This is a genomic window from cyanobacterium endosymbiont of Rhopalodia gibberula (assembly GCF_003574135.1).
Classification (GTDB): Bacteria; Cyanobacteriota; Cyanobacteriia; order Cyanobacteriales; family Microcystaceae; genus Rippkaea.
The window spans coordinates 2,177,903-2,203,076 of the sequence record NZ_AP018341.1; the positions used below are offsets into that span (position 1 = coordinate 2,177,903).

Sequence of the window (25,174 nt, forward strand, 5' to 3'; positions counted from 1 at the left end):
AGATGCCCTCGTGATCGCTAAACTAAACAACTGTATAAAATAAATCAATCATATAGCTATGAACTGTTTTCCCGTCGGTGAACAATTTCATTGCATTAATAATTGAGACAGGAATAGGAGAGTGAATTATCCTACCAATTTTCTATCGGTTATGATCTATCCTTCTGAACCTGTTATATTTTTAGTCCAAGGATGCAGATAAAAGAAACCCAACGGAAGTAGCTGACATATAAACCTATACATAAAGAATAGGCAACCATGGTACCTCTAACAATAGAAATCAACATTATATTTTCTAATCTTATGGTCAATTTAAATTTTTATTTAAAATAAAAATTCTAAAGATGTGCTTATACCAATAGCTTATTTTTTAGAAAAAATTAGACTATTTTGTTATTTATTTATACTAGATTTTTAATGAAGTAAATTAATAAATAATAATTAGTTTAGTCTCTATCTAATTTAGTTATGATGAGGATGTCTTTCACTAAGTTTAATAATAATTAAGCCATTAACTAATCCTCTAGAATTTATACCTTAGAAGGGGTATGGATAGCTAATTACACTCATCAATCAGTTTAATGAATTGGACAACTAAAAGTTCAAGAAAACTTATAAACAATGGCAATGTCCAAAAAACTTTTTAGAAACCTATTCAGTAATATATAATAATCAACGGGAATAAATTTGGCTTTATTTAACTTAAAAATCGCGACTTCGTGTTTATCTGAAGTAGAAACTAAGGATAAAAACTGATATGCTCTATAAGAGTAAAGACCCTTAAATAATCTACTTTAGATGAGCAGTTTTATTGTACACAGTAGTTGGTTGATCCCGATTTATAGTCTAATTGGTTCGGTGTTAACTCTACCCTGGTCTTTAGGAATTATTCGTCGCACAGGACCTAGGACAGCAGCTTACCTAAATTTGTTAATGATAGCATTTGCTTTTATTCACAGTTCATTAGCTTTTTCTATTATTTGGCGATGCCAACCTGAACAATTAATATTTCGATGGCTTCAGGTAGCTGATTTAGATTTGTCCTTGACCATAGAACTGTCTCCAATTAGTTTAGGGGCGTTGGGATTAGTCAACGGAATTAGCCTACTTGCCCAATTCTATGCTTTGGGCTATCTGGAAAAAGATTGGTCTTTAGCCAGATTTTTCGGATTGATGGGGATATTTGAAGCAGCTTTAGGCGGAATTGCTCTCAGTGATTCTTTGTTACTAAGTTATGGTCTTTTAGAAATTCTCACTCTGTCTACCTACCTTTTAGTCGGGTTCTGGTACGCTCAACCGTTAGTAGTAACCGCGGCCAGAGATGCGTTTTTAACCAAGCGTGTTGGGGATATCATCTTATTAATGGGATTAGTTACTCTTTCTAGTTATGGAGAAGGGTTAACCTTCTCTGAACTAGAAAAATGGGCAATTAGCTCAAACTTAGCCCCTTTAACCGCAGCATTGTTAGGAATATCGTTGATAGCTGGTCCTACAGGTAAATGTGCCCAATTTCCGCTTAATCTATGGCTTGATAAAGCGATGGAAGGACCGAACCCTGCCGGAATTATGCGAAATTCGATAGTAGTTTCTGCTGGAGCGTATGTGTTAATTAAATTACAACCCGTGTTTACCCTATCCCCAGTGTCTTCTGACGTACTGATTATATTAGGGTCAGTGACGGCGGTAGGAACTTCGTTGATGGCATTGGCACAAATTGATATCAAACGAACCCTATCCCATTCCACCAGTGCTTATTTGGGACTGGTCTTTATTGCTGTTGGATTAGGTCAAGTCGATATTGCTTTATTATTAGTTTTTACCCACGCGATCACCAAAGCCTTATTATTTATGAGTGCAGGAGCGGTTATTTCAACAACTTATAATCAGAATATAACAGAAATGGGAGGAATTTGGTCACGGATGCCCGCTACTACCACCAGTTTTATGACAGGTGCTGCTGGATTAGTTGCATTGCTACCATTAGGAATGTTTTGGACATTACAACGATGGTTTAATGGTGATTGGAATGTCCCTGGATGGTTATGTGCAATTGTCCTATTTGTAAATTTGTTATGTTCTTGGAATTTAACCCGCGTCTTCCGTTTAGTGTTTCTAGGAAATCCTCAACCTAAAACTCGTCGAACTCCTGAAGTTTCCTGGCCGATAGCTTTTCCGATGGTAACGTTAACCCTAACAACTCTAATTTCTTCTATTGCTCCAATTCGCTGGCCATTTTGGTTGTCAGCTGTATCACCTTTGACTGATAAAGATATCATCATTGTTCAATGGGCAATACCTCTTTCAATCGGGTCAGGAATCATTGGTTGTGTCCTTGGAATTGTTAGTCCTCTACGAAGGTCTTGGACTCGGCCGACTCAATTCTATCTGCGGTTTTTTCAAGATTTATTTGCTTACAATTTTTACCTCAACCGTGTTTATGAAATAACGGTGGTGGCAGCAATAGAAAAAATGTCTTATTTAGCTGTTTGGTTTGATCGCTATATAGTAGATGGAGCGGTTAATTTAGTAAGTTTAGCCACTATTTTTAGTGGCAATATTTTAAAATATAATGTATCTGGACAATCACAATTTTATATTTTAACCATTTTAACTGGAATGAGTTTACTGATGTGGTTTGCTCTTAGTGAAGAGTGGGGAATGATTATCAATTATTGGTCATCTCTAATTTAGAGAAGTCAGTTTAAGTTTTTAGTAAAAGTAAGGAGTCGATGTATTAATGATACTCAGCGCCTTGATTTGGATTCCATTAGTAGGGGCTATCCTAATCGCTTTTTGGCCAGGAAAGTTAAATTCAGTCCATTGTCGCTTATTGTCTATGGTAATCGCAGGTATACCTCTTATTATCAATATTATTCTCAGCTTTAATTTCGACCCTACTAATCCAAACGTCCAATTTACTGAGTATTTACCTTGGATTACGAGGATTGGATTAAATTATCATTTGGGGATTGATGGCCTATCATTTCCTCTTATTTTTCTCAACAGTTTGCTGACCTTAATCTCAATTTATGCCAGTAGTCAAAATATTAAGCGATCACGGTTTTATTATGTCTTGATTTTAATTCTTAATAGTGGAGTAATGGGGGCATTTATTGCCCGAGATGTTTTACTCTTTTTTCTCTTTTTTGAGTTAGATATTATCCCATTGTATTTTCTCATTGGAATTTGGGGAGGAACAAAGCGGGGTTATGCCTCGATGAAATTTCTTCTCTACACGACAGTTTCAGGAATTCTAATTTTGACTTCATTTTTAGGACTAGCATGGCTCTCAGAGTTATATAACTTCGATTATGAGACATTACGCACCCATACCTTACCTTTATCAACTCAGTTAATTTTACTTGCTCCCCTTATCCTTGGCTTAGGGATTAAAATACCTATTTTCCCTTTTCACACCTGGTTACCTGATGCCCACGTGCAAGCTTCGACTCCTATTTCAGTTTTGTTAGCAGGAATATTCCTAAAATTAGGAACTTACGGGTTATTGCGTTTTGGGATAGGATTATTTGTCGATGCTTGGGTATTTATTGCTCCCTGGTTAGCTACATTAGCCGCTATTAGTGTTTTGTATGGAGCATCATGCGCAATTCTTCAAAAAGACATGAAGAAAGTGGTCGCCTATTCTTCCATTGCTCATATGGGCTATATCTTGTTAGCTGCGGCAGCTGCCACTCACTTAAGTATTACTGCCGCTACCTTTCAAATGGTCAGTCACGGGTTAATTTCTGCTCTATTATTTCTGTTAGTTGGAGTGGTTTACAAAAAGACTGGAAGCCGTGATGTGGACTTTTTACAGGGGTTGCTTAACCCCCAACGAGGTTTACCGATTACAGGAAGTTTAATGATTTTAGGAGTAATGGCGAGCGTTGGAATTCCAGGGATGGCCGGCTTTATTGCAGAGTTTTTGGTATTTCGCGGAAGCTTTCCTATTTTCCCGATTCAAACTTTATTATGTTTAGTAGGAAGTGGTTTAACGGCAGTTTATTTTTTATTGATGGTTAACCGTGTCTTTTTTGGTCGGTTAACTCCTGAACTAGCTCAACTACCCCGTGTTTTATGGTCAGAAAGAATTCCTGCTTTTATCTTGTCTTTGTGCATTGTGGTTTTGGGACTTCAACCTTCTTGGATGGTACGTTGGAATGAAACCCAAGTAGGTGTTTTATTAACAGAAAAGCCAGACATCGCTGTTGTTATACAGCAGTGGCGAGCAGAGAGAAGATAGAAATAAGAAATATTGAGATATTTAACTTATATTGAGCAGTTTTATTGATCTGCATAGACCATGTATGACAAATTATTAACTGGAGACTTCATTTTCAGCTCTCGTTTATTATGATTTTGCCACATCTTACCACAGTCGGTTCAGCAAGGATATTTTATTTTCTTAAACCTATGAGTGGGTAACCCTGAAGAAATATTAAAGAAGTAAATTATTGTGTATCTCTATATTGTGAGCGATTAGAATTGAATTTATATTACTTTAATTGATTTTTTAAACTAACTCTTTTTAGCAAGACGTTGTCTAACTGTTTTAGCTAAATTGTATTTATCTTCAAATATCCTTCTGGCAGTTTTATGAACTTTTATTCTATACTATTCTCTTCCTATTATGTTTAATTCTGGATCTAACTAATTTGGTAGAATATATATACATAGCTCTTTTTATTCCTATAATTTTAGTTTTATTTTAACTAAACCACTTTTATATATTAACTAATATTTTCTACTAAAAATGATCATTGTATTTAGTCCTTTTCCTTTGCAATATATTGTTTATATTTGATTTACTTTTATATTTAAAATTTTATCAAACTTTACTCTTGAATGAGTTAATCTACTTAATTTTTAAACTTACCTATCTATAGGAGAAATATAAAATTTTTTGGGGATAAAGTGTAATAAATTAGTAAAAAAAATATTATTTGAATAAGATTTTATTTTTAATAGAATCAAGGTTAGTTCAGTTATAAGTTTATTTCTTAATAAATTTAATTTTTTAATTAAGCTCTTCTTCCACTCCTTAGAAAATTTGATCATCGAAATATTTTATATTTTTATCAATTCAGCTACTTATTATTTGGTAATTTTTTTTATTCTAGATATCTTTCCTAGGACTAGTAAAGTCTTTGTTATTTCTTCTATTTTAACTGTCTCTTCGTCTTTCCATAAGGTCATTTTTTTTGAATTACTTCAACATACTTATGTATTGTAACTAGATAAACTTTAGTTTTATAACTCAAAACTAGGTCTAAAAGTTAGAATTGTACCGGTTTTATCGAATGTTCTTGTCTTAGAGTTTGAAATATATCTGTATAAGCTTCCACGGCATGAAATATTTTTTTGTTTACTTAAGTTTTTGAACTAAATAACAAATAGTAAAAGTATTAACCGTTACACTTATTTTTCTGTGTAAGTGAGTCTTTAATCCTTACAAAAGATTTTTTTAGCTATAAAGCAATGGTTTTATACTTTTTAACGTTTAAGGAATTGACAAAACTATAATTTACTTGAAAACACTCTGCTAGTTGTCGAGTTAATTATGATTATGGCTAATTTATATGATTGTAATAGAAACGTCTATAGAGGACGGTTTTATTGTTGAGAGCTACTAATATTTTTTTTTACTTTAAATATATCCAGATTAAAAACACTATCAGCAACAAGTTGATTTTAAACATGTGCTCTAAAATTTTTTGATTTTTACCCAATTGACGGGATTGTCCTAGGTAAGAATGTCTTGATTCTCCTAAAACTTGATTAAAATGGCTTTCTATTTTTAAATTTACCAACAGAGTAATCCACTACCGTTTGTAAAATTAATTCTCTTATATCTTAAATTAGATTAGGTCTTTATATTAAGTTAGAGGAGTTCGCACTGTATGCTTAAGTCGGCGTCGGAAAAATTATAACTAATAGAAGTCAACGAACTAACTTTGATTAGAATTTACAGTTCTTTAATAAAGAAAATTACTCTCAAATATGAGAAAGAGTGAAAACAGGCTAATTTTAGATTAAGTTATTGCGGAATCGAATGAGCGTAATTGATCAGTCTTAGAATATACTTTATTTCAAGAAAACAACATTATATAAAACAACAATATACATAGAGAGAAAAATAGTTCGAGACCCCTTTTTACTTTTTCTTAAATCATTACGTCCTCAGAATTTATATTAGTTAGTCGGTGTTTTACCCTACACTCCTAATCTAGCAAAAATTCGAAGCTATCGGATTTATTACTAGCATGATACAAACTAAACTCATCTTAATCTGCTTTCATTGATAAACCGAATCTTTTGCGTATATTTCAAGAAAGTAAATTATCTTAGTTTCTTGAGAGGAATTAAATTAATGAAAACCTTAGTTTGTATTATTGTCTCAGTTGTAGTAATTAGTTGTTTAGGATTTGTGAAATAGGTATTAGCCATATCCACTCTCAACTTAGTATATACAAAGTTAACCCCATATGCTCAAAAGTTAAATTTAAACAACGGCAATATTTGTTAGTTTTAGGAATTAAGTGACTTCTATCCCGACCTAGCCAGTAATATTATTGTTAACTTCCCTTATTATAGAAGTAGAGTAGAATTTAGAAATATCTGGACCCAGTAAGAATCAGGAAAACGTTCAAATATGTTAGTGAATCTTCTTGCTAGTGAATCTACTGAAGGGGATAATCGCTTAGGCACAACTCTTTACTAAACTTTACTTAAAATAATCGTTTTTTCATAAATTCACTCTTAACTGAGTATTTTTTTAAGTTATTTAATTGACAAACCAAAATGGGAGAAAGCTGTGGTTAGGACAAAAAAGTTAGAATAGAAAAGATTTATAGACAACCATTTTTTATTACTTTGACATCATCAGCTAGTTTTATTTCTGCTGACCCTCTGACAACCCAATTTGATATTTTAGTGGTGGGTTCAGGGGCAGCTGGACTTTATGGTGCTTTGTGTTTGCCCCCAAAGTATCGAGTTGGATTAATTACTAAAGATACCTTAGAAACAGGAGCCAGCGATTGGGCACAGGGGGGAATTGCAGCAGCGATCGCTCCTAACGACTCTCCACAGTTTCATCTAGAAGATACCCTCAAAGCGGGTGTTCAATTGTGTGATTATGGTGCTGTCGAATTCCTTGTCAATGAAGCTCCTAGCGCGATTGATTCTTTAGTGAAAATGGGAGTAGCATTTGACCGAAAAAATAGTCAATTAGCCATGACTCTAGAAGCTGCCCATTCTCATCCTCGTGTGCTTCATGCAGCAGATACCACAGGACGAGCAATCGTTAGTACTCTCACAGAGAAGGTGTTAGAACGTCCCAACATTACAATTATTTCTCAAGCAGTTGCTTTAAAATTGTGGCTTGATTCTCTGCAAAAACAATGTCTAGGAGTCAGCGTTCTATATCAAAGACAAATTCACTGGATTCGTTCATCTGCGGTAATTTTAGCCACCGGTGGAGGTGGTCGAGTTTATGCTCAAACGACTAACCCCACTGTTAGTACAGGGGATGGTGTGGCTTTAGCTTGGCGAGGAGGAGCAATCCTAAAAGACTTAGAGTTTTTTCAGTTTCATCCAACAGCTTTAATTAAACATAATGCTCCTCATTTTCTTATTAGTGAAGCAGTGCGGGGAGAAGGAGCGCACCTAATTGATCACCAAGGACGACGCTTTGCTTTTGATTATCATCCAAATGGGGAGTTAGCGCCCAGAGATGTAGTTAGTCGTGCTATTTTTAGCCACTTACAAAGGACTGCAGTAGATCCTGCCCACGGCTATGTTTACCTTGATTTACGCCCTATCGAATCTGAACGAATTCGCCGTCGTTTTCCTAATATTATTCAAGTCTGTCGAAATTGGGGGATAGATGTATTTAAAGAGCCAATTCCTGTGGCTCCAGCTGCGCATTACTGGATGGGGGGCATTCGTGTAAATCTTAGGAATGAGACTTCTATTAAGAGACTCTATGCCATTGGAGAAACTGCTAGTACAGGGGTTCATGGAGCAAATCGTTTAGCCAGTAATTCTTTGTTAGAGTGCTTGGTGTTTGCGGCTCAGCTGTCCAAAATCGAAGTGAGTTCACCACAGACAATCAGTCCAAACAATATTTCGGTTGTAAGGAAGAAGGGAGAATGGACTGCAGAAATAGAATTAATTAAGAATATTAATCGAAATTTGCCAATTTTACTCTGGAAAAGTGCCGGAATTTGTCGAGAGCAAAGTCTATTAGAAACGGCTTTAGATCAAGTTAAAGACTGGCGCGAACAATTAACTCATATCGACAGTAGCCAATATGTGCTGAACTTAGAGCCTGGCCAGGAGATAATTTTTGACTCTCCTACAGCACACACTCATCTACGAACTTGTGCAGAAACCTTAAATTTATTAGATATTGCCTACTTGATTTTGAAAAGTGCTTTGTTTCGAACAGAAAGTCGTGGAGGACATTATCGAATTGATTATCCTAAATCCTCTCTTCAATGGCGGGTGCACACCATAATCTGCAGTCACCAATCTAGAACTAATCAGGTTGAATCGGTGTAATTTTTTCAAAAAGGATAATCATCATCTTTGTTGTCCGACTGAACATCCCATTTAGCAGCCAAAACTTGACTAACCATGGCCTCGAGAGTAGCAACATCCAGATTAGAATTTAATTCTGGAGTTTGAGAAGAGTGAGCAATGGGAATTAATCTTAGACAACGATGATCTTGCATTAGATCAAAGTAAGTTTTCTGAGTGGGCGAACGGCGTAATTGTAAATAGTCGAAGCTTTGGACATTAAGATAGAGGGAACGGTTAGCAATAATAGTGCCCTGCTGAGAATCGCTAAAAACTTCAACAACCCATCCCTCCCCTTCACTCTGTACTTCTTCATCAAAGGTATGAATATAATGAACATGGCCTAAATCATTAAGAACCCGTCGCATATCTTCGTTGTTGATAATAACACCAACGTCAACAATACAAGGAGCAGGTAATGGGTGTGAAGTGTGGTTATGACTCATGGGAAATTGCCTATAGGTGCGACCATTAATTCAACCTAACAGTATATAATCAATGGGCGGTGATATACGAGTAAGAGTAATCCCTTACCATAAAATCCTAACCCAAGATCTCATGATTATTGCTTAAAGTTTTGATGAGAGATAACTCAAGGCAGTCTTGTCTTCGAATTGTTACCTACTTTACACTTATGCTAAGTAAGTAGCTTTAAATAAACTTTAAAAAAGTGAATTATCTCGTGTTTTTATACTTAAGTAATTAGAGTTTGATTTATATCAATTTAATTGATATTATTTAGATTAACTCTCTTAAGCAAACAAGACTTTGTTATACAAACTTATAAACAATGTTTTTTTTGTAAATTTTTGTTAGCTTTATTAGCTTTTAGTTGGCTGTTTTTCTTTTATTAAACTTTACTTTTTGACTCTAATTCAGTAGATATAAATATAATTTTATATCGTTTTAATCAGGCTTTAATTCAGCTACTTATAGGCATTGAGTGATTATTTAAAATAATTGTTGTATTTATTCCTTAATTATTACATTATTTATGAGCTTTGCTTGTGTGGTTTTCTAAATATTTCTACTTTTTTACTTCTTTTTGTTTATGAAATAAATTGATTTTTATACTTACTTTTTTGCTCTCATCCCTAGCTATGTTTAAGAAAATTAAAAAATATCCCGAGATCTAGTTTAATTTTCCTCTACTTCTTAAAAAGAAGTAAATTATTAGCTATAATGAGCAATTATTTGATTCTTTTTTCAGATATATTCAATATATATTATCTCTTCTTTAATTCCAGGTTACTTTTCTTTTACTTTCTGGAGGATTTTACAATCTTTCTAATTTTTTAAAAATCTACCTATAAATTGTTTTTTTTAAACTTCTGATAGTTTCACTAAGTTTGCAATTTATTTAACTTTGTATCCTTTTGGATCTAAATATAAAATTCCTGCTCTTATTTTAATTCGGAAGAAACTTTTGGTTATAAGTTCACTTTAATAGTTCTAACTCTGCTAAATTACAGTAGCTGAACTCTTGAGTAAACTAACATCTAGTACTCTTTCTTTTTTAACTATTTTTACCATTTTAGATTTTTTTAAGTTTAGCTACTTACAGATTGATATAAATTTTAGGGGTCAGTCGATAGAATAGCTATGGTCTCTAAACCACCAATAATAAATAAATTGACTAACATTCAAAGAAATTATTTCGGTTAATGCTCAACAGGATATAAATGCTCAAAAAAATTGTTCAACATCTTAAATATAATCTGAAGACATTTTTAGGCGCAATTACATTTTACACAATTATTCCCCTTCCTTCCCAATGGCCACAGTTGTTTCAACAACTAGCTCGATGGTCTCCATTACTAGGGATATTAATCGGAGGATGGTTAGGACTAGCAGATGTGGGCTTAAATTTTTTGGGATTTCCTATAGCTATCCGTAGTGCTTTAATTGTCGCTGTTTGGCTCGTTTTAACGGGAGGATTACATCTAGACGGGGCCATCGATGCAGCTGACGGATTAGGGGCAACTGATTCTACTCGTCGGTTGAAAATTATGCAAGATAGTGTGGCTGGAGCTTTTGGCGTAATGGCCGCGGTAATTATATTAGGGTTAAAAACCATTGCTTTAAGTGAGATAACCAGTTATCGTTGGTTAGTGTTGATGATAGCCGCAGGATGGGGACGATGGGGACAGGTAGCTGCTATCACTTTTTATCCTTACCTAAAACCTACTGGTAAAGGCGCATTTCACAAACAGAGCATTCAGTTACCTCAAGATCTGTTTTTAGGATTAGGAGGTTTATTAACCATCAGTGGATTGCTAATTCTATTCAATGTTCGTCATTGGTGGTTGGGAGTTGAAGTAGCTGTGGTTGGGAGCACCATTGCTATTATCACAGGGTTCTGGTTTTATCAGCGTTTAGGTGGACATACAGGGGATACCTACGGTGCAGTGGTAGAATGGAGTGAAGCCTTAATCTTGAGTATCTTAACTCGCTGGTTTGTTACGTAGGTTTTTGACCGGACGTAGACGATCTAATTTAAGAGTAAATTTTCCTCCTCCTGTCTCTCCAAAGGCACGAATTCGGATGATATACTTTCCACTTTCAGTAATCCGAGCAAACAACAAGGAATTAGTAGAACCATCAGGTCCATCATCATTTTCCGCAATGGTAGACCCGTCAGCTGCTAATAGTAAAACAACACTATCAAATTCCTCAGACATCAGGTCAATTGCTACCTGATCTCCATGTTCAAGTTCCACTAAATAATCGCGTGCAAATCCACCTTCTCCGGTGGGAATATCTTGGGCAGAGAGAGTGTCCATAACTTTATTATTAGAAGCTAATGGAATGGGATTGTATAATTGCGGCTGTCCTTGAACAGGTAGGATGTAAAATCTGAAGTTAAGGGAGAGCGTTGTAAGCACCACGAAGCCAAACCAACATTTTTTCGAGAAATAGACCATAAAAAATCACAGAGATAATCATTAAACGGATTAGTATAGACTCTATATATAATAAGTCTTCTATTTCAGAACAGTTGGGTCATTATGCAACATAAAGAAGGTTATCCTCGTCTCTCATCCGAGACTCCATAAGGATTAATCACCGATATTGATTTATCAAAATTCTCTTAAGTCACTTCTTATCCAATTGAAATATTAACTAGATTATGATTGCTGCACGTGATTATCAGCCCATCCCTAAATCCTCACGTTTGAAGAAATCACGGAGAGCTTTGCCAACTTATTCATCGGTTAATTCCCGAAGAATTGCTAAAATATCGAGTAAAAAGAACAAATTACATTATTATTTACAATTTCTTTTACTTATTAACAAAGTTTCTGCTATCTTTGCTTTTTGTATAGTGACCTTAACTTTAGGTGTTTATGGATGGACAGTTCGGGTACCGTCCCTCTGGAGCCAAGAGTTTAGAAAATTAACTAAGCTACAACAGGAGGAACGCTATTTAGTTGGGGCTAATGAAGTCTTAAAACATCAATTAGCTCAACAAGCCCAAAAACCAGAAGTTGGCTTAACTCAACTTCATCCAAAAGACTTAATTTTTCTCCCGGATGTTAAGGTTATCCCCTTATCTGTTACTGATGCCACGATTTCCAATCAGGAAACCCTTTGGGTGGCTGAAGGTCCCATAGCTTATTAATTTAATTAACGTAGCTGCTTTGATACTTTAATGGATTAAGTTAAGCGTTGTAAATAATTATTGAACTGTCATGAGTATCATAAATACTTACTATTTACTGTAAATATAGTCAAACATGATTGTTTGTGGTAAACTAACCAACCAGATTGACTAGGTTTTTAGGGAGTCAATAACATATTGAAATGCTAAAACCCTATCCGTGAGACTGGGAAATTCTTATTTTAATAGATTAAAGTACGGAGAACATCAAAATTGCTTATTTTCTAATGCCAAACTTCCCACAACTCAATGAGTAGATCTAACTTCAAGCGGTTTTCATCTAGATCTAAGTATCCAGACAAAAAAAGTCGTTTCCATCGAAAATCGGACTCGTCTAACGGTAGACTCCGACGTTCTCTGCCAGCTTCTGGTTCTAAAAAAAGGACTGCCTTACCTCAGTTGAGACTCTTATTAGTGTGGGGAGTCTTAATAGGAGCAATGATTGGCTTGGGAGTGAAACTATATCAATTACAGATTGTTCAAGCACCAGAATTACAAAAAAAAGCGCGATCACAACAAACGGTTAATTTAAGACCTTATATTCCGCGACGATCTATTATTGACAGTCAAGGTACTGTTTTAGCAACTGATCGCCTCGCACATATTCTTTATGTCCATCCTATTCAATTTAAAATAACTAAAGAAGAAATAGCTGCTAAGCTTAGTCCTATCTTGGAAGATAAAACTCCTCAACAACTAATTGAGCGGTTTAAACAACGTGATACTGGTATTCCCATTGCTCGTGGTTTAACAGAAGGTCAGGCGGCCAGAATTGAAAAATTGCGTCTGGATGGGGTAGAGTTGAACGAGTCTTATATTCGATTTTATCCTCAAGAAAAGATGGTGTCTGAGGTGATTGGCTATGTCGATAGTGATCGCAATGGACAAGCAGGAATTGAACGCAGTCAGGAAAAGCTACTAGAACGGGATTTGCTAAGTTTATACGTGCGTCGTACTGCCTTAGGAGAGATTGTTCCTGCTTTTTTACCCCAAGATTTGCTGAAATCCAATGATCTGCGAGTGCAGTTAACTTTAGATATGCGGATACAGAGAGCGGCAAGGGTTGCTCTTCAACAGCAATTGAACAAATTTAATGCTAAACGGGGAGCGGTAATTATTATGGATAGCACTGATGGCTCGTTGATATCTTTAGTGTGTGAGCCAACTTTTGATCCTAATAAATACTATAAATCCAGGATAGAACTATTCAAGAATTGGACGGTCACTGATCTTTATGAACCAGGCTCTACTTTTAAACCAATTAATGTTGCTTTAGCCCTCACAGCAGGAGTGATCCAGCCAAATACAATAATTTACGATTCTGGAGCAGTTCAGGTGGATGGTTGGAATATCTACAATGCTACTAGAACTGGACATGGAGCGATTAACATTGCTCAAATTCTACAAACCTCCAGTAATGTAGCTATGGTTCATATGATGCGGAGATTAAGTCGTAAAGATTACTATCAAGGGTTACAGCAATTACAAGTTAATAAGAAAACAGGAATTGATTTACCAGGGGAAGTGAGCGGTTATCTCAAAAGTGAGGAAATCTTCACTAAAAGAGGAATCGAAGTAGCTACAGCCTCTTTTGGACAAGGTCTGTCCTTAACTCCTATCAAGTTAGTTCAATTACATGGGGCGTTGGCTAATGGAGGAAAGTTAGTGACTCCCCATATAGTTCGCGGATTAGTTGATGTTGATGGTCATCTGCACTGGAAACCCAAGCATAAAGTTACACAGATTATGTCGCCCCATGTAAGTCGGCAAGTAGCAGAGATGATGGAAACTGTAGTTACTGATGGGTCAGGAAAAGCATCTCAAATCTTAGGGTATCGGATTGGAGGTAAAACAGGGACAGCCCAAAAAGCTGGTCCTGGGGGAGGATATTTACCCAGTGCGAAGATAACGAGTTTTGTGGCGATTTTACCGGTAGATAATCCTCGTTATGTGGTTATGACAGTGGTAGATGAACCCCAAGGAGCAAATACTTATGGCTCAACGGTAGCCGCGCCTATTGCAAAAAAGGTAATTGAGGCGTTAATCTTTCTGAAAGGAATTCCTCCCTCTCAGCATAATTGAGCATTATGTTTGCATTTTATCAAGAAAAAGTGAATGGTTATCCTGAAATTATTTTAGTACTTTCTCTGTCAATTCTATGACATAACAGTTGATAATATAGAAAAAAAAAAGCTTATTTTGATCTATTTTAATTTTTTTAATAAAGCTTTTAAATAAATAAAAAAAGAGACATATATCATCAGTTATCTTGCCAGAAAGATATTATTAACATGGAGATGTTAACCTATTTGTAATTGCTATTAATAGTCATTTGACTATCAAGCTGACAACTCAATAAATCGAAAAAATACGGGGATGATGGATAAATACTAAGGCTTCTGACTTTAGCTTGATTTTCTATTATGAATTACACATAGTTATGAATTCTTAAACAGTGGGAGGACCTAATTGACTTTTATTGAAGCATTGAAAGTGGTAAACCATTAACAATGGATAAAGGGATAGTAATTAAATTACTTACATAATGACGTAAATCAAAAATTATATTTAAATAGCAACGATGTTGTTTAAGTAAGGCGATGGTATTTAAACACCGCTGTACTTATATCAATAGAGTTTTGTAATCTGATGAATCAACAGTCATAGCAGAATATATAAAAGACAAAACCAGTAATTTTATTAATTAATCTACAGTACCTCTTAGGTAGGTGTATCGAATGTTTTAAACATTAAAAACTACATATATATTATAATTATCCAGATCATTACTGCGATAAAATTTATTATCAATAGGTCAAGAAAACTTGTTCTAATTTTGATAGATTGCTAAACTTTGCTTTTAGTAATATCTGCTACTATCATCATTGCGTCAAATCACCTTATTTCTTCTTAAAGAAGAATTAGTTTGAATTGCTGATTGAGGAGAGACATAAACTCGTTGCAAAGCTACACTTTTAATAAAAAAACTACCTCTAAATATCAATGAAATTGTCTATACTAAACTGATGATATTCAATTAACTACTAAAATATCAAAGTTTTTTAAACTTTGATATTTTTTTGAATCCATAAGTTTTCCTTTTGATTAACTTTAGTTCATTATTGATACCTTCTAATTTTTATTGTCAAAATAGGTAATTTTTTTTTAAATACGATATTAATTTTCCTATAGTTTTCCAGATTCAATAGGTAAAAATTATTGTTGAGTTTTTTAAAAAAATAAGTAAAACTAGTTCTATCTCCATTAAAACTTAATAATCGGTAACAATGGATATCCATTTGATAATTTCATTTGTTTAACTGAGTTAAGCATTTGACGCTATGGGTATAAATCAAGTAAAAATATTAGATTTAACATGATTTTAATTAAATAAAAAATATGTCTCAGTAGTCTATGAATAGAATATTTGTAGCTTTTTTTTAGCTTTAATTAAAAGATTAAGTTTTGTCTCTATATTTTTAATTTTTACATAAGAGGTTCGACGATATCGTTTGATCTATGTTAAACCAAAATGTATAACTCACTAAAACCCTGAGCCTATCTGATTCTAAAGAAAAACAAAAGATTCGTTGAAGATCTCATAAAGATACCCGCTATTTTGAGAAGGATGTTTTACCGTTGATTAAGTAGCGAATTGTATATCCTTATCAACAACCGTGAAGATTCCCAGTAACATCATCACTCTGATTGTTGGTGTCGTAATCACTCTAATTAGCCTCTGGTATGGTCAAAATCACGGACTTATGCCAGTGGCTGCTTCTTACGATGCCACACAAGTAGACGGTATTTTCAATTTTATGATGAGCATTGCCATCGGACTCTTTTTACTAGTGGAAGGGACCCTTGTGTTTTGTCTGATTAAATTTCGCCGTCGTCCTAACGATCAAACTGACGGGCCGCCCATCGAAGGCAATGTTCCTTTAGAAATTTTTTGGACAGCCATTCCTACCGTTATCGTTTTCATCCTTGCTATCTATAGTTTCAAAGTCTATAGCAACATGGGAGGACTTGACCCCGTAATTTCTGTTAACACCCCACCTCAGCAAATTGCAATGGATGGTAATCAAAAGCAAGTTGCCTTAGGAATTGGAACCTCTGCCAATGAGAGCGGAGAAATTGCTCCCCTCATGGTAAAAGTTCAGGGAATGCAATATGCTTGGGTTTTTACCTATCCTGAGACGGGAATCATTTCAGGAGAACTTCATGTCCCGAAAAATCGCCCCGTTCAATTAACCATTGCTGCAGCTGATGTTCTCCATGCCTTTTGGGTTCCTCAATTACGTCTTAAACAAGATGCGATTCCTGGACGAAATGCGATTTTAGCATTTACCGCAAATCGCGAAGGAGACTATCCCATTGTCTGTGCTGAACTATGTGGGGCTTACCATGGTGGGATGAAATCTGTTCTCCACGTTGAAGATGAAGAAACTTATGCTCAATGGGAAGAAACTAATAAACCTATTCAAGAAGCGAGCTTGGATGAAACATTAGCAGTTAATCCTGAAAATCTCTCTGAGGGACAGTTCCTTCGCCCCTATACCCATAAAATGGGTATTCACAAGGAAATCCTAGCTCAGGTACCCCATCCCTAAAGGATCAGGCAGAAGACCGAAGGAAAAACGTTGAGTAAAACAACTTCTTGGCTTTAGTGCACATTGCCATATGCCTTACAACTCATCATCCTTAACTTGGGCTATTCCATCTCTAAGTCATTGTAAAGTATCATTCAATTTCCTATGACAACAGTAGTCGCATCAAATCATACGGCACATAAAGAAAGGAAGTGGACGGATTATTTTACCTTCAGCACCGACCATAAGGTAATTGGAATCCAATACCTCGTTACTTCTTTCGCTTTCTACTTCATCGGTGGGGCTTTTGCGGAAGTCATTCGTACGGAATTAGCCACCGCCGACCCCGATTTCGTTACCCCGGTCTTATACAATCAAATTATGACCATCCACGGAACCATTATGATCTTCTTGTGGATCGTTCCGGCTGGGGCCGCTTTTGCCAATTATCTCATTCCCCTCATGATTGGGGCTGAAGATATGGCCTTTCCCACTCTCAACGCGGTGGCGTTTTGGTTAACTCCTCCAGGGGGTATTCTCTTGCTAGCCAGCTTTTTTGTTCCTAATGGAGCTCCCCAGTCTGGTTGGACTTCTTATCCTCCCCTGAGTTTAGTTAGCGGAGTTTGGGGGGAGGAAATTTGGATTTTGAGCGTTTTATTGGTGGGAACCTCTTCAATTTTGGGGGCAATTAATTTTGTTACTACCATCTTTAGAATGCGGATTCCAGATATGGATCTCCACAGCATGCCTCTGTTTTGCTGGTCTATATTAGCGACCTCGGCTCTAATTCTACTTTCTACCCCTGTTTTAGCGGCGGCATTAGTACTTCTCTCTTTTGATCTTATTGCCGGAACTGCCTTCTTTAACCCCACAGGAGGAGGAGATCCAATTGTTTACCAGCATATGTTCTGGTTCTACTCCCATCCGGCGGTGTATATCATGATCTTACCTTTCTTTGGAGTTATTTCTGAAGTACTCCCCGTCCACTCCCGCAAACCGATTTTTGGCTATCGAGCAATCGCCTACTCCAGTTTAGCCATCAGCTTCCTAGGATTAATTGTTTGGGCTCACCACATGTTCACCAGTGGAACACCAGGATGGCTACGGATCTTCTTTATGGCGGCTACTATGCTGATCGCTGTTCCCACGGGGATTAAGATTTTTAGTTGGTGTGCAACCCTCTGGGGTGGAAAACTGAACCTCAATACCGCCATGTTGTTTGGAGTTGGGTTCATTGCAACCTTTGTCATGGGTGGCTTAACGGGAGTGATGCTATCTTCTGTTCCCTTTGATATCCACGTCCATGATACCTATTTTGTAGTAGGACATTTCCATTACGTCCTCTTTGGCGGGGCAGCAATGGGACTGTTTGCCGGATTTTATCATTGGTTCCCTAAGATGACGGGGCGGATGATTAATGAACCTCTGGGTAAATTGCACTTTATTCTCTTGTTCATTGGATTGAATATTACCTTTTTACCTATGCACAAATTGGGGTTAATGGGGATGAATCGTCGTGTTGCCCTTTATGACGTGCAGTTTGAACCTATCAATTTAATTTGCACTATTGGGGCTTACATTCTAGCTGTTTCTAGTCTTCCTTTTGTTATCAATATCCTTTGGAGTTTGAATCAAGGCGAAAAAGCTGCTCGTAATCCCTGGCGCGCCTATACCCTAGAATGGCAAACGTCTTCTCCTCCCATCATTGAAAACTTTGAAGAAGAACCCGTATTGTGGGCAGGTCCTTACGACTACGGTACAGATTCAGAAGTTCTCAATGGAGAAAAAACTGTCAACGACATGTTAGCAGAAGTCGGTTCTCAATCGAGATAATGCTCATGAACAAAAGCGATCACGGTTAATCTGTACAATACGTGATCGCTATTCTTTTCGTTCTTTTTGTCTTAGATTTACTCTGTCATTATTATTTCATCAAACAATAGTTATGCAAGGATCAGCAATTGAACAGTCACAAGGAACTGTTAATCTTCACAGTGGTCATCCAGACCATCGCTTTTTTGGGCTTGCCCTTTTTCTAATAGCAGAAAGTTCTATTTTTTTAGGACTATTTGCTGCCTTCATTATTTATCGCACGATCATTCCTGTTTGGCCTCCCGAGGGAACGCCGGAATTGGAATTACTATTGCCTGGGGTTAATACAATAATTCTGGTTGCTAGTAGTTTTGTGATGCATAAAGGTCAAGCTGCTATTAAGAAAAATAACATTTCTGGGTTAAAGTTCTGGTTTCGCATCACAGCCGTTATGGGTATTGTTTTCCTTATCGGTCAGATGTATGAATACTTCCATCTAGAGATGGGATTAACCACTAATTTATTTGCTAGTTGTTTCTATGCTTTAACTGGATTCCACGGACTTCATGTTACCTTTGGTCTGTTGTTAATCTTAGCAGTATTATGGCGTGCAAATGAAGAAGGACATTACTCTAGTGAATCCCATTTTGGGGTTGAAGCAGCAGAGCTTTACTGGCACTTTGTGGATGTAGTTTGGATTATCCTTTTTACCTTGGTTTATCTTTTGTAAAGTTCAAGATAATCTTAAATTTATTTAAATTAACTGGGTTCTGGAAATTTCTTAATGACCCAGTTTTTTAATTTATTACTTTAAAGTTTAATTAAAAAAAGAATGATAATAATTAAGTTGTTCCTCTTAATATAATTGTTTTTTAAATTATCATAATTAGTATTTTAGTTAAATTAATGAATTGAGGTACTTTTCTAAAATTTAGTAGTACTACTTACAGAGAGATATATATGTTTACATCTCATTTTAAGAGTTACAACAAGTTTATAGACAATGGTAGTCAAATAAAGAATTATAACTTATTGATTCGAATTAATAGTTAGGTTATTAGCCACGATGTTGATACAGAAAATATTCTTTAATTAAAATTAATGGTAGTGGATGGAATAGTGGTTAATATATATGAATAGCTAAAAATTCAGTATTTTTAGCTATTCATACACAAGACATGGGATTACAGTAGCTTTTCTCTTAAAAAGATTAGTCTTTTTAAGAGAAACAAGAATTTGTCTAATTTAGGATGTCTTGATTAGTTTATTTTACGATAAAAAATAATAATTGGAAAAATTTTACCGTAAGCTAATGCCCAATGTTATTAACCTAATATAAGAAATTATATCTATTTAAAATAGTCAAAGTTTAAATAGGAGGTGATATTTTCTCTTGTTTTAAATTAGATGGGACTCAACAGAAAATCTAAAAAAGGAAAAATTAATAAATTATGTTAGGCCTATTAAATAAGCAATCTTAAAAAAGAAAAGCGCGTACTTCTTCGTTTAATTACCGATTTTATGAATTTCAAAAAAGTCATTATATTAGTTTTAGTTAAAATACATCACAAGTGTTTGAAGATTGTCAATAATAAATAAGTGTAGATACTTTTTGAAAAATGGAGAAGATTGAAATAAAGAACAAAAAATGAATTAAACTAATTGTATTAAAAATTGCCATTGTAAGAGAAACTTAGAAGATTTTTGAGAAAAGTAATAATCATGTTCAGAACTATTTGAATCACCTGGCAGGTTTCAAAAATCCTATTGATAATAGACTGGAAAGCTATGAAATAATTAAGCGTTAGAGTTAAGAAACTATCATCTATTTTTACCTAAAAATAACTTAAGGAACAGTGAAGATACTAATAATGAGTTGAAGTTAACTAAAAGTATAGCTTCGTATTTTAAAATTAACGAAGTTTTTAAACTACAAAGTTTATTAATTTAGTATTCCATTAGTTAACCCTATATCATCAGTTCAGTATACTCTGAAGATTTTCAGATAAACAATAACCAAAGGAGAAGATTATACTCAATCTTTGGTTATTGTTTTATTTTTCTGGTAACTTAGTAAAAGTAGCTAAAGGTTGGTTTGTTTTAGGCAGAAAAGCAAATTTTTAGATAATCGTCTTCTATTTTTGCTCCTGAAGGTTTTAAAGTAGCTAAAGCTTGAGGTAAAACTAAATTTCGGCGATGATTGCCAATCCGAATATTTAACTCATCTCCTGTTTTATTTAGTTGAATTTGTTCTTTGGGAATTCCTGGTAAATACAACTCTAAACTGTAGTTTTCAGCATTTTGAACTACTTTAAGTGTATTTTCCTTGTAGTAGACCTGAGTAGGATTTTCGTCCTCATATAAGGTTAATTTTAACCTTTCTAAAGCTTCTAACCCACACATTTCTTCAAAATAAAGGGGAACTTCTTTTACAGGTAAAGGATGGAAATTGTCGTGAATTTCCTTTCTGTAAATCTGTTGATTTTCTTTCCATCTTTGAAAAAAACTGTCCGTCACCGTATCAGGAATAATGCGATTAGCTACCACTAAATCTGTGGACACATTATACAAACTTAGATAAGCATGGGCACGTAATGATTCCTTAATCACCATTTTTTCAGGGTTAGTGACTAAACGGACTGTAGTTTGACTATTATCGGTTAAAATCTTTTCTAATGCCTCAATTTGCTCATAAAATTCATAGGGTGCGTTCATTACTTCTTCATCAGGTAAAGAAAAACCTGCAATGGGTTTAAATAAAGGTTCTATCAACGGTCTTAAGACAACAGACATTCCTTGCAAAGGCTTGTAAAAGCGTCTCATATACCATCCTCCTACTTCAGGGATACTTAACAGCCTTAAAGCCGTTCCTGTAGGAGCTGAATCAATGATTAAAACATCATACTCCCCTTCATCATAGTGGCGTTTCATACGCACTAAACCAAAAATTTCATCCATTCCGGGTAAAATTGCTAATTCTTCAGCTTGAACACCATCAAGTCCTCTTGCTTGTAACACTTGGGTGATGTAGCGTTTAACTGCACCCCAATTACCTTCTAATTCCATGAGTGCATCTAATTCGGCTCCCCAAAGATTAGGACAGATTTTACGGGGATCGTGCCCTAATTCTAAATCAAAACTATCGGCAAGGGAATGGGCGGGATCAGTACTTAAAACTAAAGTTTTATAGCCTAATTCTGCACATCGCAGTCCAGTGGCGGCTGCAACGGAGGTTTTACCGACTCCTCCTTTACCAGTCATAAGGATTACACGCATGGCTTCTCTAAGAGAGTTTACATTACTTATTTTTATTATGAGGGATTAAGAGAAAAATGTTGTTTAATTGCATCCCAGCGAGAACAATTGCCAGTAATCGATGTGGGAGGTGATCAGTTTTTTCTTATTTATTATTGGCTCGCTTCTTCTTGAGATAGAAATTTACCGTTTCCAAGAAAGAGGAGTTATCCAATGAAAAGTCCATTTCGTATGGAAATTATCTTAGAAACGGTAAATTCTATGTAAATCAAAGTTAATTTATTTATATTATCTTTGTAAGAGATAAAACCGATATAAATTTGGCAAGTTTATCTACAGAAAATTTTTGATAGCCAGTTTTGATAATTTCAAGAACATCTATTAAAATAATTCACTAATTATCTCGCAAAAATAAAGTTAAAAAGATATCCCTTATTTTAGTAGTTGGGAACTATATTAAAATGAGGGATGTCTTTTCTGATGGAAAACCTATTGATTGAGTAAACCAAACGTTGCCATTTACTATTATTCGCCCTACCCCAGGACCAACAACCACCCAACAAATTAAAGAATTAATTCTGACCCATCCTCAAGGAATTACAGTAAAACAATTGAGTAATCGCTTAAATCGTCCTGTTTCAATGGTACAGTCCTGTCTCAAATCTCTCTTAGCTGTAAAAGTAATTAAAGCTAAGAGAGCATCTGATACCCAAAAGTGGATTTATTATCCTACTTCTGTTTCTTCCCTAAAATATAATTCAAATTAATCATAAACTAATTTTCCAGTTTTACTAAGTCAACCATTTGTTTTAAAACCCAGAGTTAAATCAATCTAATAATTTTCGTGAACAATTATATCAATAATAGCCTTGAAAATAGGAGTAATTTTTTTATGTTTCCAAGAATCAAAATTTGACTTTAACACTATCGCAGATGATTTTTAGCTTAAATCCAAAATACTCCTTCTGAATCTAGAAATAAACTAATTTTCTTTGATTAGCTTAGCCTTAACTGCGGGAATAATAACTAATTCATAATTATTATTTATAAACGTATTTTCATAAAGAAAATACATTTATTCTCTCTATGAAAACTTTAATTGTTTTTGACTCTTCTATTTGATTTTCAAAAGTTAAAACAGTTTGTTTATCTCCAGAGTAGAGGTAGATAATTCACCGCTCATTTTGAGCCTAACATTTAGAAACTATTTGTAAAGTCGATTTCAAAAATATCTAAGGATGTGTCATTATTTGATGACACATCCTTAGATATTTTTATATTATGCATCATAGCATAATGCAATCTCAGGGTTTCTCACACATTACATAATAAGAGTAATGTTATCTAGTTAATGTTTTGTTTACAAACAGTCTCTTCTCGACCAATCAGTCCAATATAAGGAAAAAAACCGTAAGTGGCATTACTTACCCTATAATTTAGAACAAATCCAAATCTGTGACTGCCCCCAAACTACTTGAAGAAACTAACCTAGCATATTTGCCTAAAACTCCTCGTTGGTAACGAAGTTGTGGCGCGGTCCAATTTTGACGACGTTGAGCCAGTTCCTCGTCGGAAACATTCAACTGCAATAACCGTTGTTCGGCATCAATCGTAATACTATCTCCTCCTTCTACTAAGGCAATAGTTCCACCAACAAAAGCTTCTGGGGCTACATGACCAACCACTAATCCATAGGTTCCTCCAGAAAAACGACCATCTGTAATTAAGCCCACACAATCCCCTAATCCCGCTCCAATAATTGCTGAGGTTGGGGCTAACATTTCCCTCATTCCAGGTCCTCCCTTAGGACCTTCATAGCGAATGATAATGATGTCTCCTGCCTTAATTTTTCCCGTTAAAATTGCATTCAAACAGTCCTCTTCCGATTCAAAAACTTTTGCCGGTCCAGTAATTTTAGGATTCTTGACTCCACTAATTTTAGCAACAGCTCCTTCCGGGGCTAAATTACCCTTGAGAATCGCTAAATGACCTTCTGTATAAACGGGCTTATTCCAAGGACGAATGACATCCTGATTAGCTGGTGGTTCATCAGGAATATTTTGTAACACTTCAGCAATAGTTTGTCCTGAAATTGTCAAAGCATCCCCATGCAAAAATCCGTGAATTAATAGCATCCTCATCACTTGAGGAATGCCCCCAGCTTGATGTAAATTCATGGTAACATAGCGTCCCGACGGTTTTAAATCGCACAATACGGGAACCTTTTTTCGAATAGTTTCAAAGTCATCCAAAGTCAATTCAACCCCAATCGTATTAGCAATGGCTAATATATGCAATACCGCATTAGTAGATCCCCCTACTGCCATGATTACAGTAATGGCATTTTCAAAAGCTTTACGGGTTAAGATTTGACTTGGCAGAATTTGATTACGGATAGCGTCTACTAGAAAAAAAGCCGATTTTTCTGTATTATCTGCCTTTTCTGTATCTTCAGCAGCCATTGTCGAAGAATAGGGTAAACTCATTCCCATCGCTTCAAACGCTGATGACATAGTATTGGCTGTAAACATTCCTCCACACGAACCTGCTCCAGGACAGGCATTACGCTCAATTGCTAATAATTTATCATCATCTATTTTACCTGCACTGTATTCTCCTACCGCTTCAAAAGCACTAACAACGGTTAAATCTTCTCCTTGATAGTGACCAGGTTTGATCGTTCCCCCATAAACAAAAATCCCCGGAATATTCATCCGGGCGATAGCAATCATTGCCCCGGGCATATTTTTATCACAACCCCCAATAGCAAGGATCCCATCCATACTTTGACCATTACAAGCGGTTTCAATGGAATCAGCAATTACTTCCCGTGAAACGAGAGAATATTTCATCCCTTCAGTTCCCATAGAGATACCGTCACTGACGGTGATTGTCCCAAACATTTGGGGCATTGCCCCAGCTATTTTTAGTCCAGCTTCGGCTCGTTTTGCTAGGTCATTAATGCCAATATTGCAGGGAGTGATGGTACTATAGCCGTTGGCCAACCCCACGATAGGCTTAGTAAAGTCATCATCTGTAAACCCTACCGCCCTTAACATAGCTCGATTTGGGGTTCGTTGACTTCCTTGAGTAACGACACGGCTTCTGAGATTATCTGACATTTATGAAGTTCTCCTAATGAGGATAGCACTTCTTCTATTTTCTATGGTGAGTTAAAGGTCGATTCGTTAAACTTTACAAAGATTTCATAGTTGTACAGATTTCTTACAATCGTACATTAAATTAAATTGTCTTTAATTTAATGTGAGTTCTA

At 35.5% G+C, this 25,174-nt stretch carries 15 protein-coding genes; 10 read left to right on the forward strand and 5 right to left on the reverse strand.

The genetic code is table 11. From position 1 onward, the window contains the following. The first annotated feature begins 798 nt into the window (after nucleotides 1–798). From RGRSB_RS06945 to nadB, 3 genes are all read left to right on the forward strand, one after another. A complete protein-coding gene (locus tag RGRSB_RS06945; RefSeq protein ID WP_119260417.1) occupies nucleotides 799–2,691 on the forward strand; it encodes an NAD(P)H-quinone oxidoreductase subunit F in 1,893 nt (630 codons plus the stop codon). A gap of 49 nt (nucleotides 2,692–2,740) precedes the next feature. Continuing rightward, complete coding sequence (locus RGRSB_RS06950; RefSeq protein WP_119260999.1) at nucleotides 2,741–4,243, forward strand: NADH-quinone oxidoreductase subunit M; 1,503 nt, start codon at nucleotides 2,741–2,743, stop codon at nucleotides 4,241–4,243. Between the two features lie 2,624 nt (nucleotides 4,244–6,867). After that, a complete protein-coding gene (gene nadB / locus RGRSB_RS06955; RefSeq protein ID WP_119260418.1) occupies nucleotides 6,868–8,562 on the forward strand; it encodes an L-aspartate oxidase in 1,695 nt (564 codons plus the stop codon). 5 nt (nucleotides 8,563–8,567) lie between these two features. On the opposite strand, the gene RGRSB_RS06960 is transcribed toward nadB, so the two are convergent. Beyond that, the gene (locus RGRSB_RS06960; RefSeq protein ID WP_119260419.1) at nucleotides 8,568–9,026 is read right to left on the reverse strand and encodes a hypothetical protein; all 459 of its coding nucleotides are present in this window, start codon (nucleotides 9,024–9,026) and stop codon (nucleotides 8,568–8,570) included. A 1,236-nt stretch (nucleotides 9,027–10,262) separates the two neighbouring features. Here RGRSB_RS06960 and cobS point away from each other — a divergent pair. Next, complete coding sequence (gene cobS, locus RGRSB_RS06965; protein WP_119260420.1) at nucleotides 10,263–11,048, forward strand: adenosylcobinamide-GDP ribazoletransferase; 786 nt, start codon at nucleotides 10,263–10,265, stop codon at nucleotides 11,046–11,048. Here the strand turns inward: cobS and RGRSB_RS06970 are convergent. After that, nucleotides 11,025–11,504 (reverse strand): PPC domain-containing protein, encoded by a 480-nt coding sequence (locus RGRSB_RS06970; RefSeq protein WP_119260421.1) that lies wholly within the window; start codon nucleotides 11,502–11,504, stop codon nucleotides 11,025–11,027. The two genes, cobS and RGRSB_RS06970, sit on opposite strands and share 24 nt — an antisense overlap. Nucleotides 11,505–11,710: 206 nt before the next feature. Between RGRSB_RS06970 and RGRSB_RS06975 the strand changes: the two genes are divergently transcribed. Together RGRSB_RS06975 and RGRSB_RS06980 are read left to right on the forward strand one after the other, a co-directional pair. Further along, the gene (locus tag RGRSB_RS06975) at nucleotides 11,711–12,202 is read left to right on the forward strand and encodes a hypothetical protein (RefSeq protein WP_119260422.1); all 492 of its coding nucleotides are present in this window, start codon (nucleotides 11,711–11,713) and stop codon (nucleotides 12,200–12,202) included. 288 nt (nucleotides 12,203–12,490) lie between these two features. Continuing rightward, nucleotides 12,491–14,323 (forward strand): peptidoglycan D,D-transpeptidase FtsI family protein, encoded by a 1,833-nt coding sequence (locus RGRSB_RS06980; RefSeq protein WP_119260423.1) that lies wholly within the window; start codon nucleotides 12,491–12,493, stop codon nucleotides 14,321–14,323. A 970-nt stretch (nucleotides 14,324–15,293) separates the two neighbouring features. On the opposite strand, the gene RGRSB_RS11140 is transcribed toward RGRSB_RS06980, so the two are convergent. Continuing rightward, nucleotides 15,294–15,368, reverse strand: coding sequence for a hypothetical protein (locus tag RGRSB_RS11140; RefSeq protein WP_119261000.1), 75 nt, complete (start codon nucleotides 15,366–15,368; stop codon nucleotides 15,294–15,296). A gap of 550 nt (nucleotides 15,369–15,918) precedes the next feature. Here RGRSB_RS11140 and coxB point away from each other — a divergent pair. From coxB to RGRSB_RS07000, 3 genes are all read left to right on the forward strand, one after another. Further along, a complete protein-coding gene (gene coxB / locus RGRSB_RS06990) occupies nucleotides 15,919–16,854 on the forward strand; it encodes a cytochrome c oxidase subunit II (protein ID WP_119260424.1) in 936 nt (311 codons plus the stop codon). Nucleotides 16,855–16,998: 144 nt separating this feature from the next. Then, nucleotides 16,999–18,666: a cytochrome c oxidase subunit I gene (gene ctaD, locus RGRSB_RS06995; protein WP_119260425.1), complete on the forward strand. Its 1,668-nt coding sequence runs from the start codon at nucleotides 16,999–17,001 to the stop codon at nucleotides 18,664–18,666. A gap of 112 nt (nucleotides 18,667–18,778) precedes the next feature. Then, on the forward strand, nucleotides 18,779–19,375 hold the full coding sequence (locus RGRSB_RS07000; protein ID WP_119260426.1) for a cytochrome c oxidase subunit 3: 597 nt from the start codon (nucleotides 18,779–18,781) through the stop codon (nucleotides 19,373–19,375). A 1,370-nt stretch (nucleotides 19,376–20,745) separates the two neighbouring features. Here RGRSB_RS07000 and RGRSB_RS07005 read toward each other — a convergent pair. Next, nucleotides 20,746–21,921, reverse strand: coding sequence for a TRC40/GET3/ArsA family transport-energizing ATPase (locus tag RGRSB_RS07005; protein ID WP_119260427.1), 1,176 nt, complete (start codon nucleotides 21,919–21,921; stop codon nucleotides 20,746–20,748). A 491-nt stretch (nucleotides 21,922–22,412) separates the two neighbouring features. Here RGRSB_RS07005 and RGRSB_RS07015 point away from each other — a divergent pair, with 491 nt between their 5' ends. Then, on the forward strand, nucleotides 22,413–22,667 hold the full coding sequence (locus tag RGRSB_RS07015; RefSeq protein WP_119260428.1) for a winged helix-turn-helix domain-containing protein: 255 nt from the start codon (nucleotides 22,413–22,415) through the stop codon (nucleotides 22,665–22,667). Nucleotides 22,668–23,336: 669 nt separating this feature from the next. Here RGRSB_RS07015 and ilvD read toward each other — a convergent pair. Next, nucleotides 23,337–25,022 (reverse strand): dihydroxy-acid dehydratase, encoded by a 1,686-nt coding sequence (ilvD, locus tag RGRSB_RS07020; protein ID WP_119260429.1) that lies wholly within the window; start codon nucleotides 25,020–25,022, stop codon nucleotides 23,337–23,339. Nucleotides 25,023–25,174: the final 152 nt, after the last annotated feature.

Bases quoted from the DNA above. Each gene is read 5' to 3' on its own strand.
- RGRSB_RS06970 (WP_119260421.1), bottom strand. From the start codon at position 11,504: ATGGTCTATTTCTCGAAAAAATGTTGGTTTGGCTTCGTGGTGCTTACA.
- RGRSB_RS07005 (WP_119260427.1), bottom strand. From the start codon at position 21,921: ATGCGTGTAATCCTTATGACTGGTAAAGGAGGAGTCGGTAAAACCTCC.
- RGRSB_RS06945 (WP_119260417.1), top strand. From the start codon at position 799: ATGAGCAGTTTTATTGTACACAGTAGTTGGTTGATCCCGATTTATAGT.
- ilvD (WP_119260429.1), bottom strand. From the start codon at position 25,022: ATGTCAGATAATCTCAGAAGCCGTGTCGTTACTCAAGGAAGTCAACGA.
- RGRSB_RS06960 (WP_119260419.1), bottom strand. From the start codon at position 9,026: ATGAGTCATAACCACACTTCACACCCATTACCTGCTCCTTGTATTGTT.
- cobS (WP_119260420.1), top strand. From the start codon at position 10,263: ATGCTCAAAAAAATTGTTCAACATCTTAAATATAATCTGAAGACATTT.
- RGRSB_RS06975 (WP_119260422.1), top strand. From the start codon at position 11,711: ATGATTGCTGCACGTGATTATCAGCCCATCCCTAAATCCTCACGTTTG.
- RGRSB_RS07000 (WP_119260426.1), top strand. From the start codon at position 18,779: ATGCAAGGATCAGCAATTGAACAGTCACAAGGAACTGTTAATCTTCAC.
- RGRSB_RS06980 (WP_119260423.1), top strand. From the start codon at position 12,491: ATGAGTAGATCTAACTTCAAGCGGTTTTCATCTAGATCTAAGTATCCA.
- ctaD (WP_119260425.1), top strand. From the start codon at position 16,999: ATGACAACAGTAGTCGCATCAAATCATACGGCACATAAAGAAAGGAAG.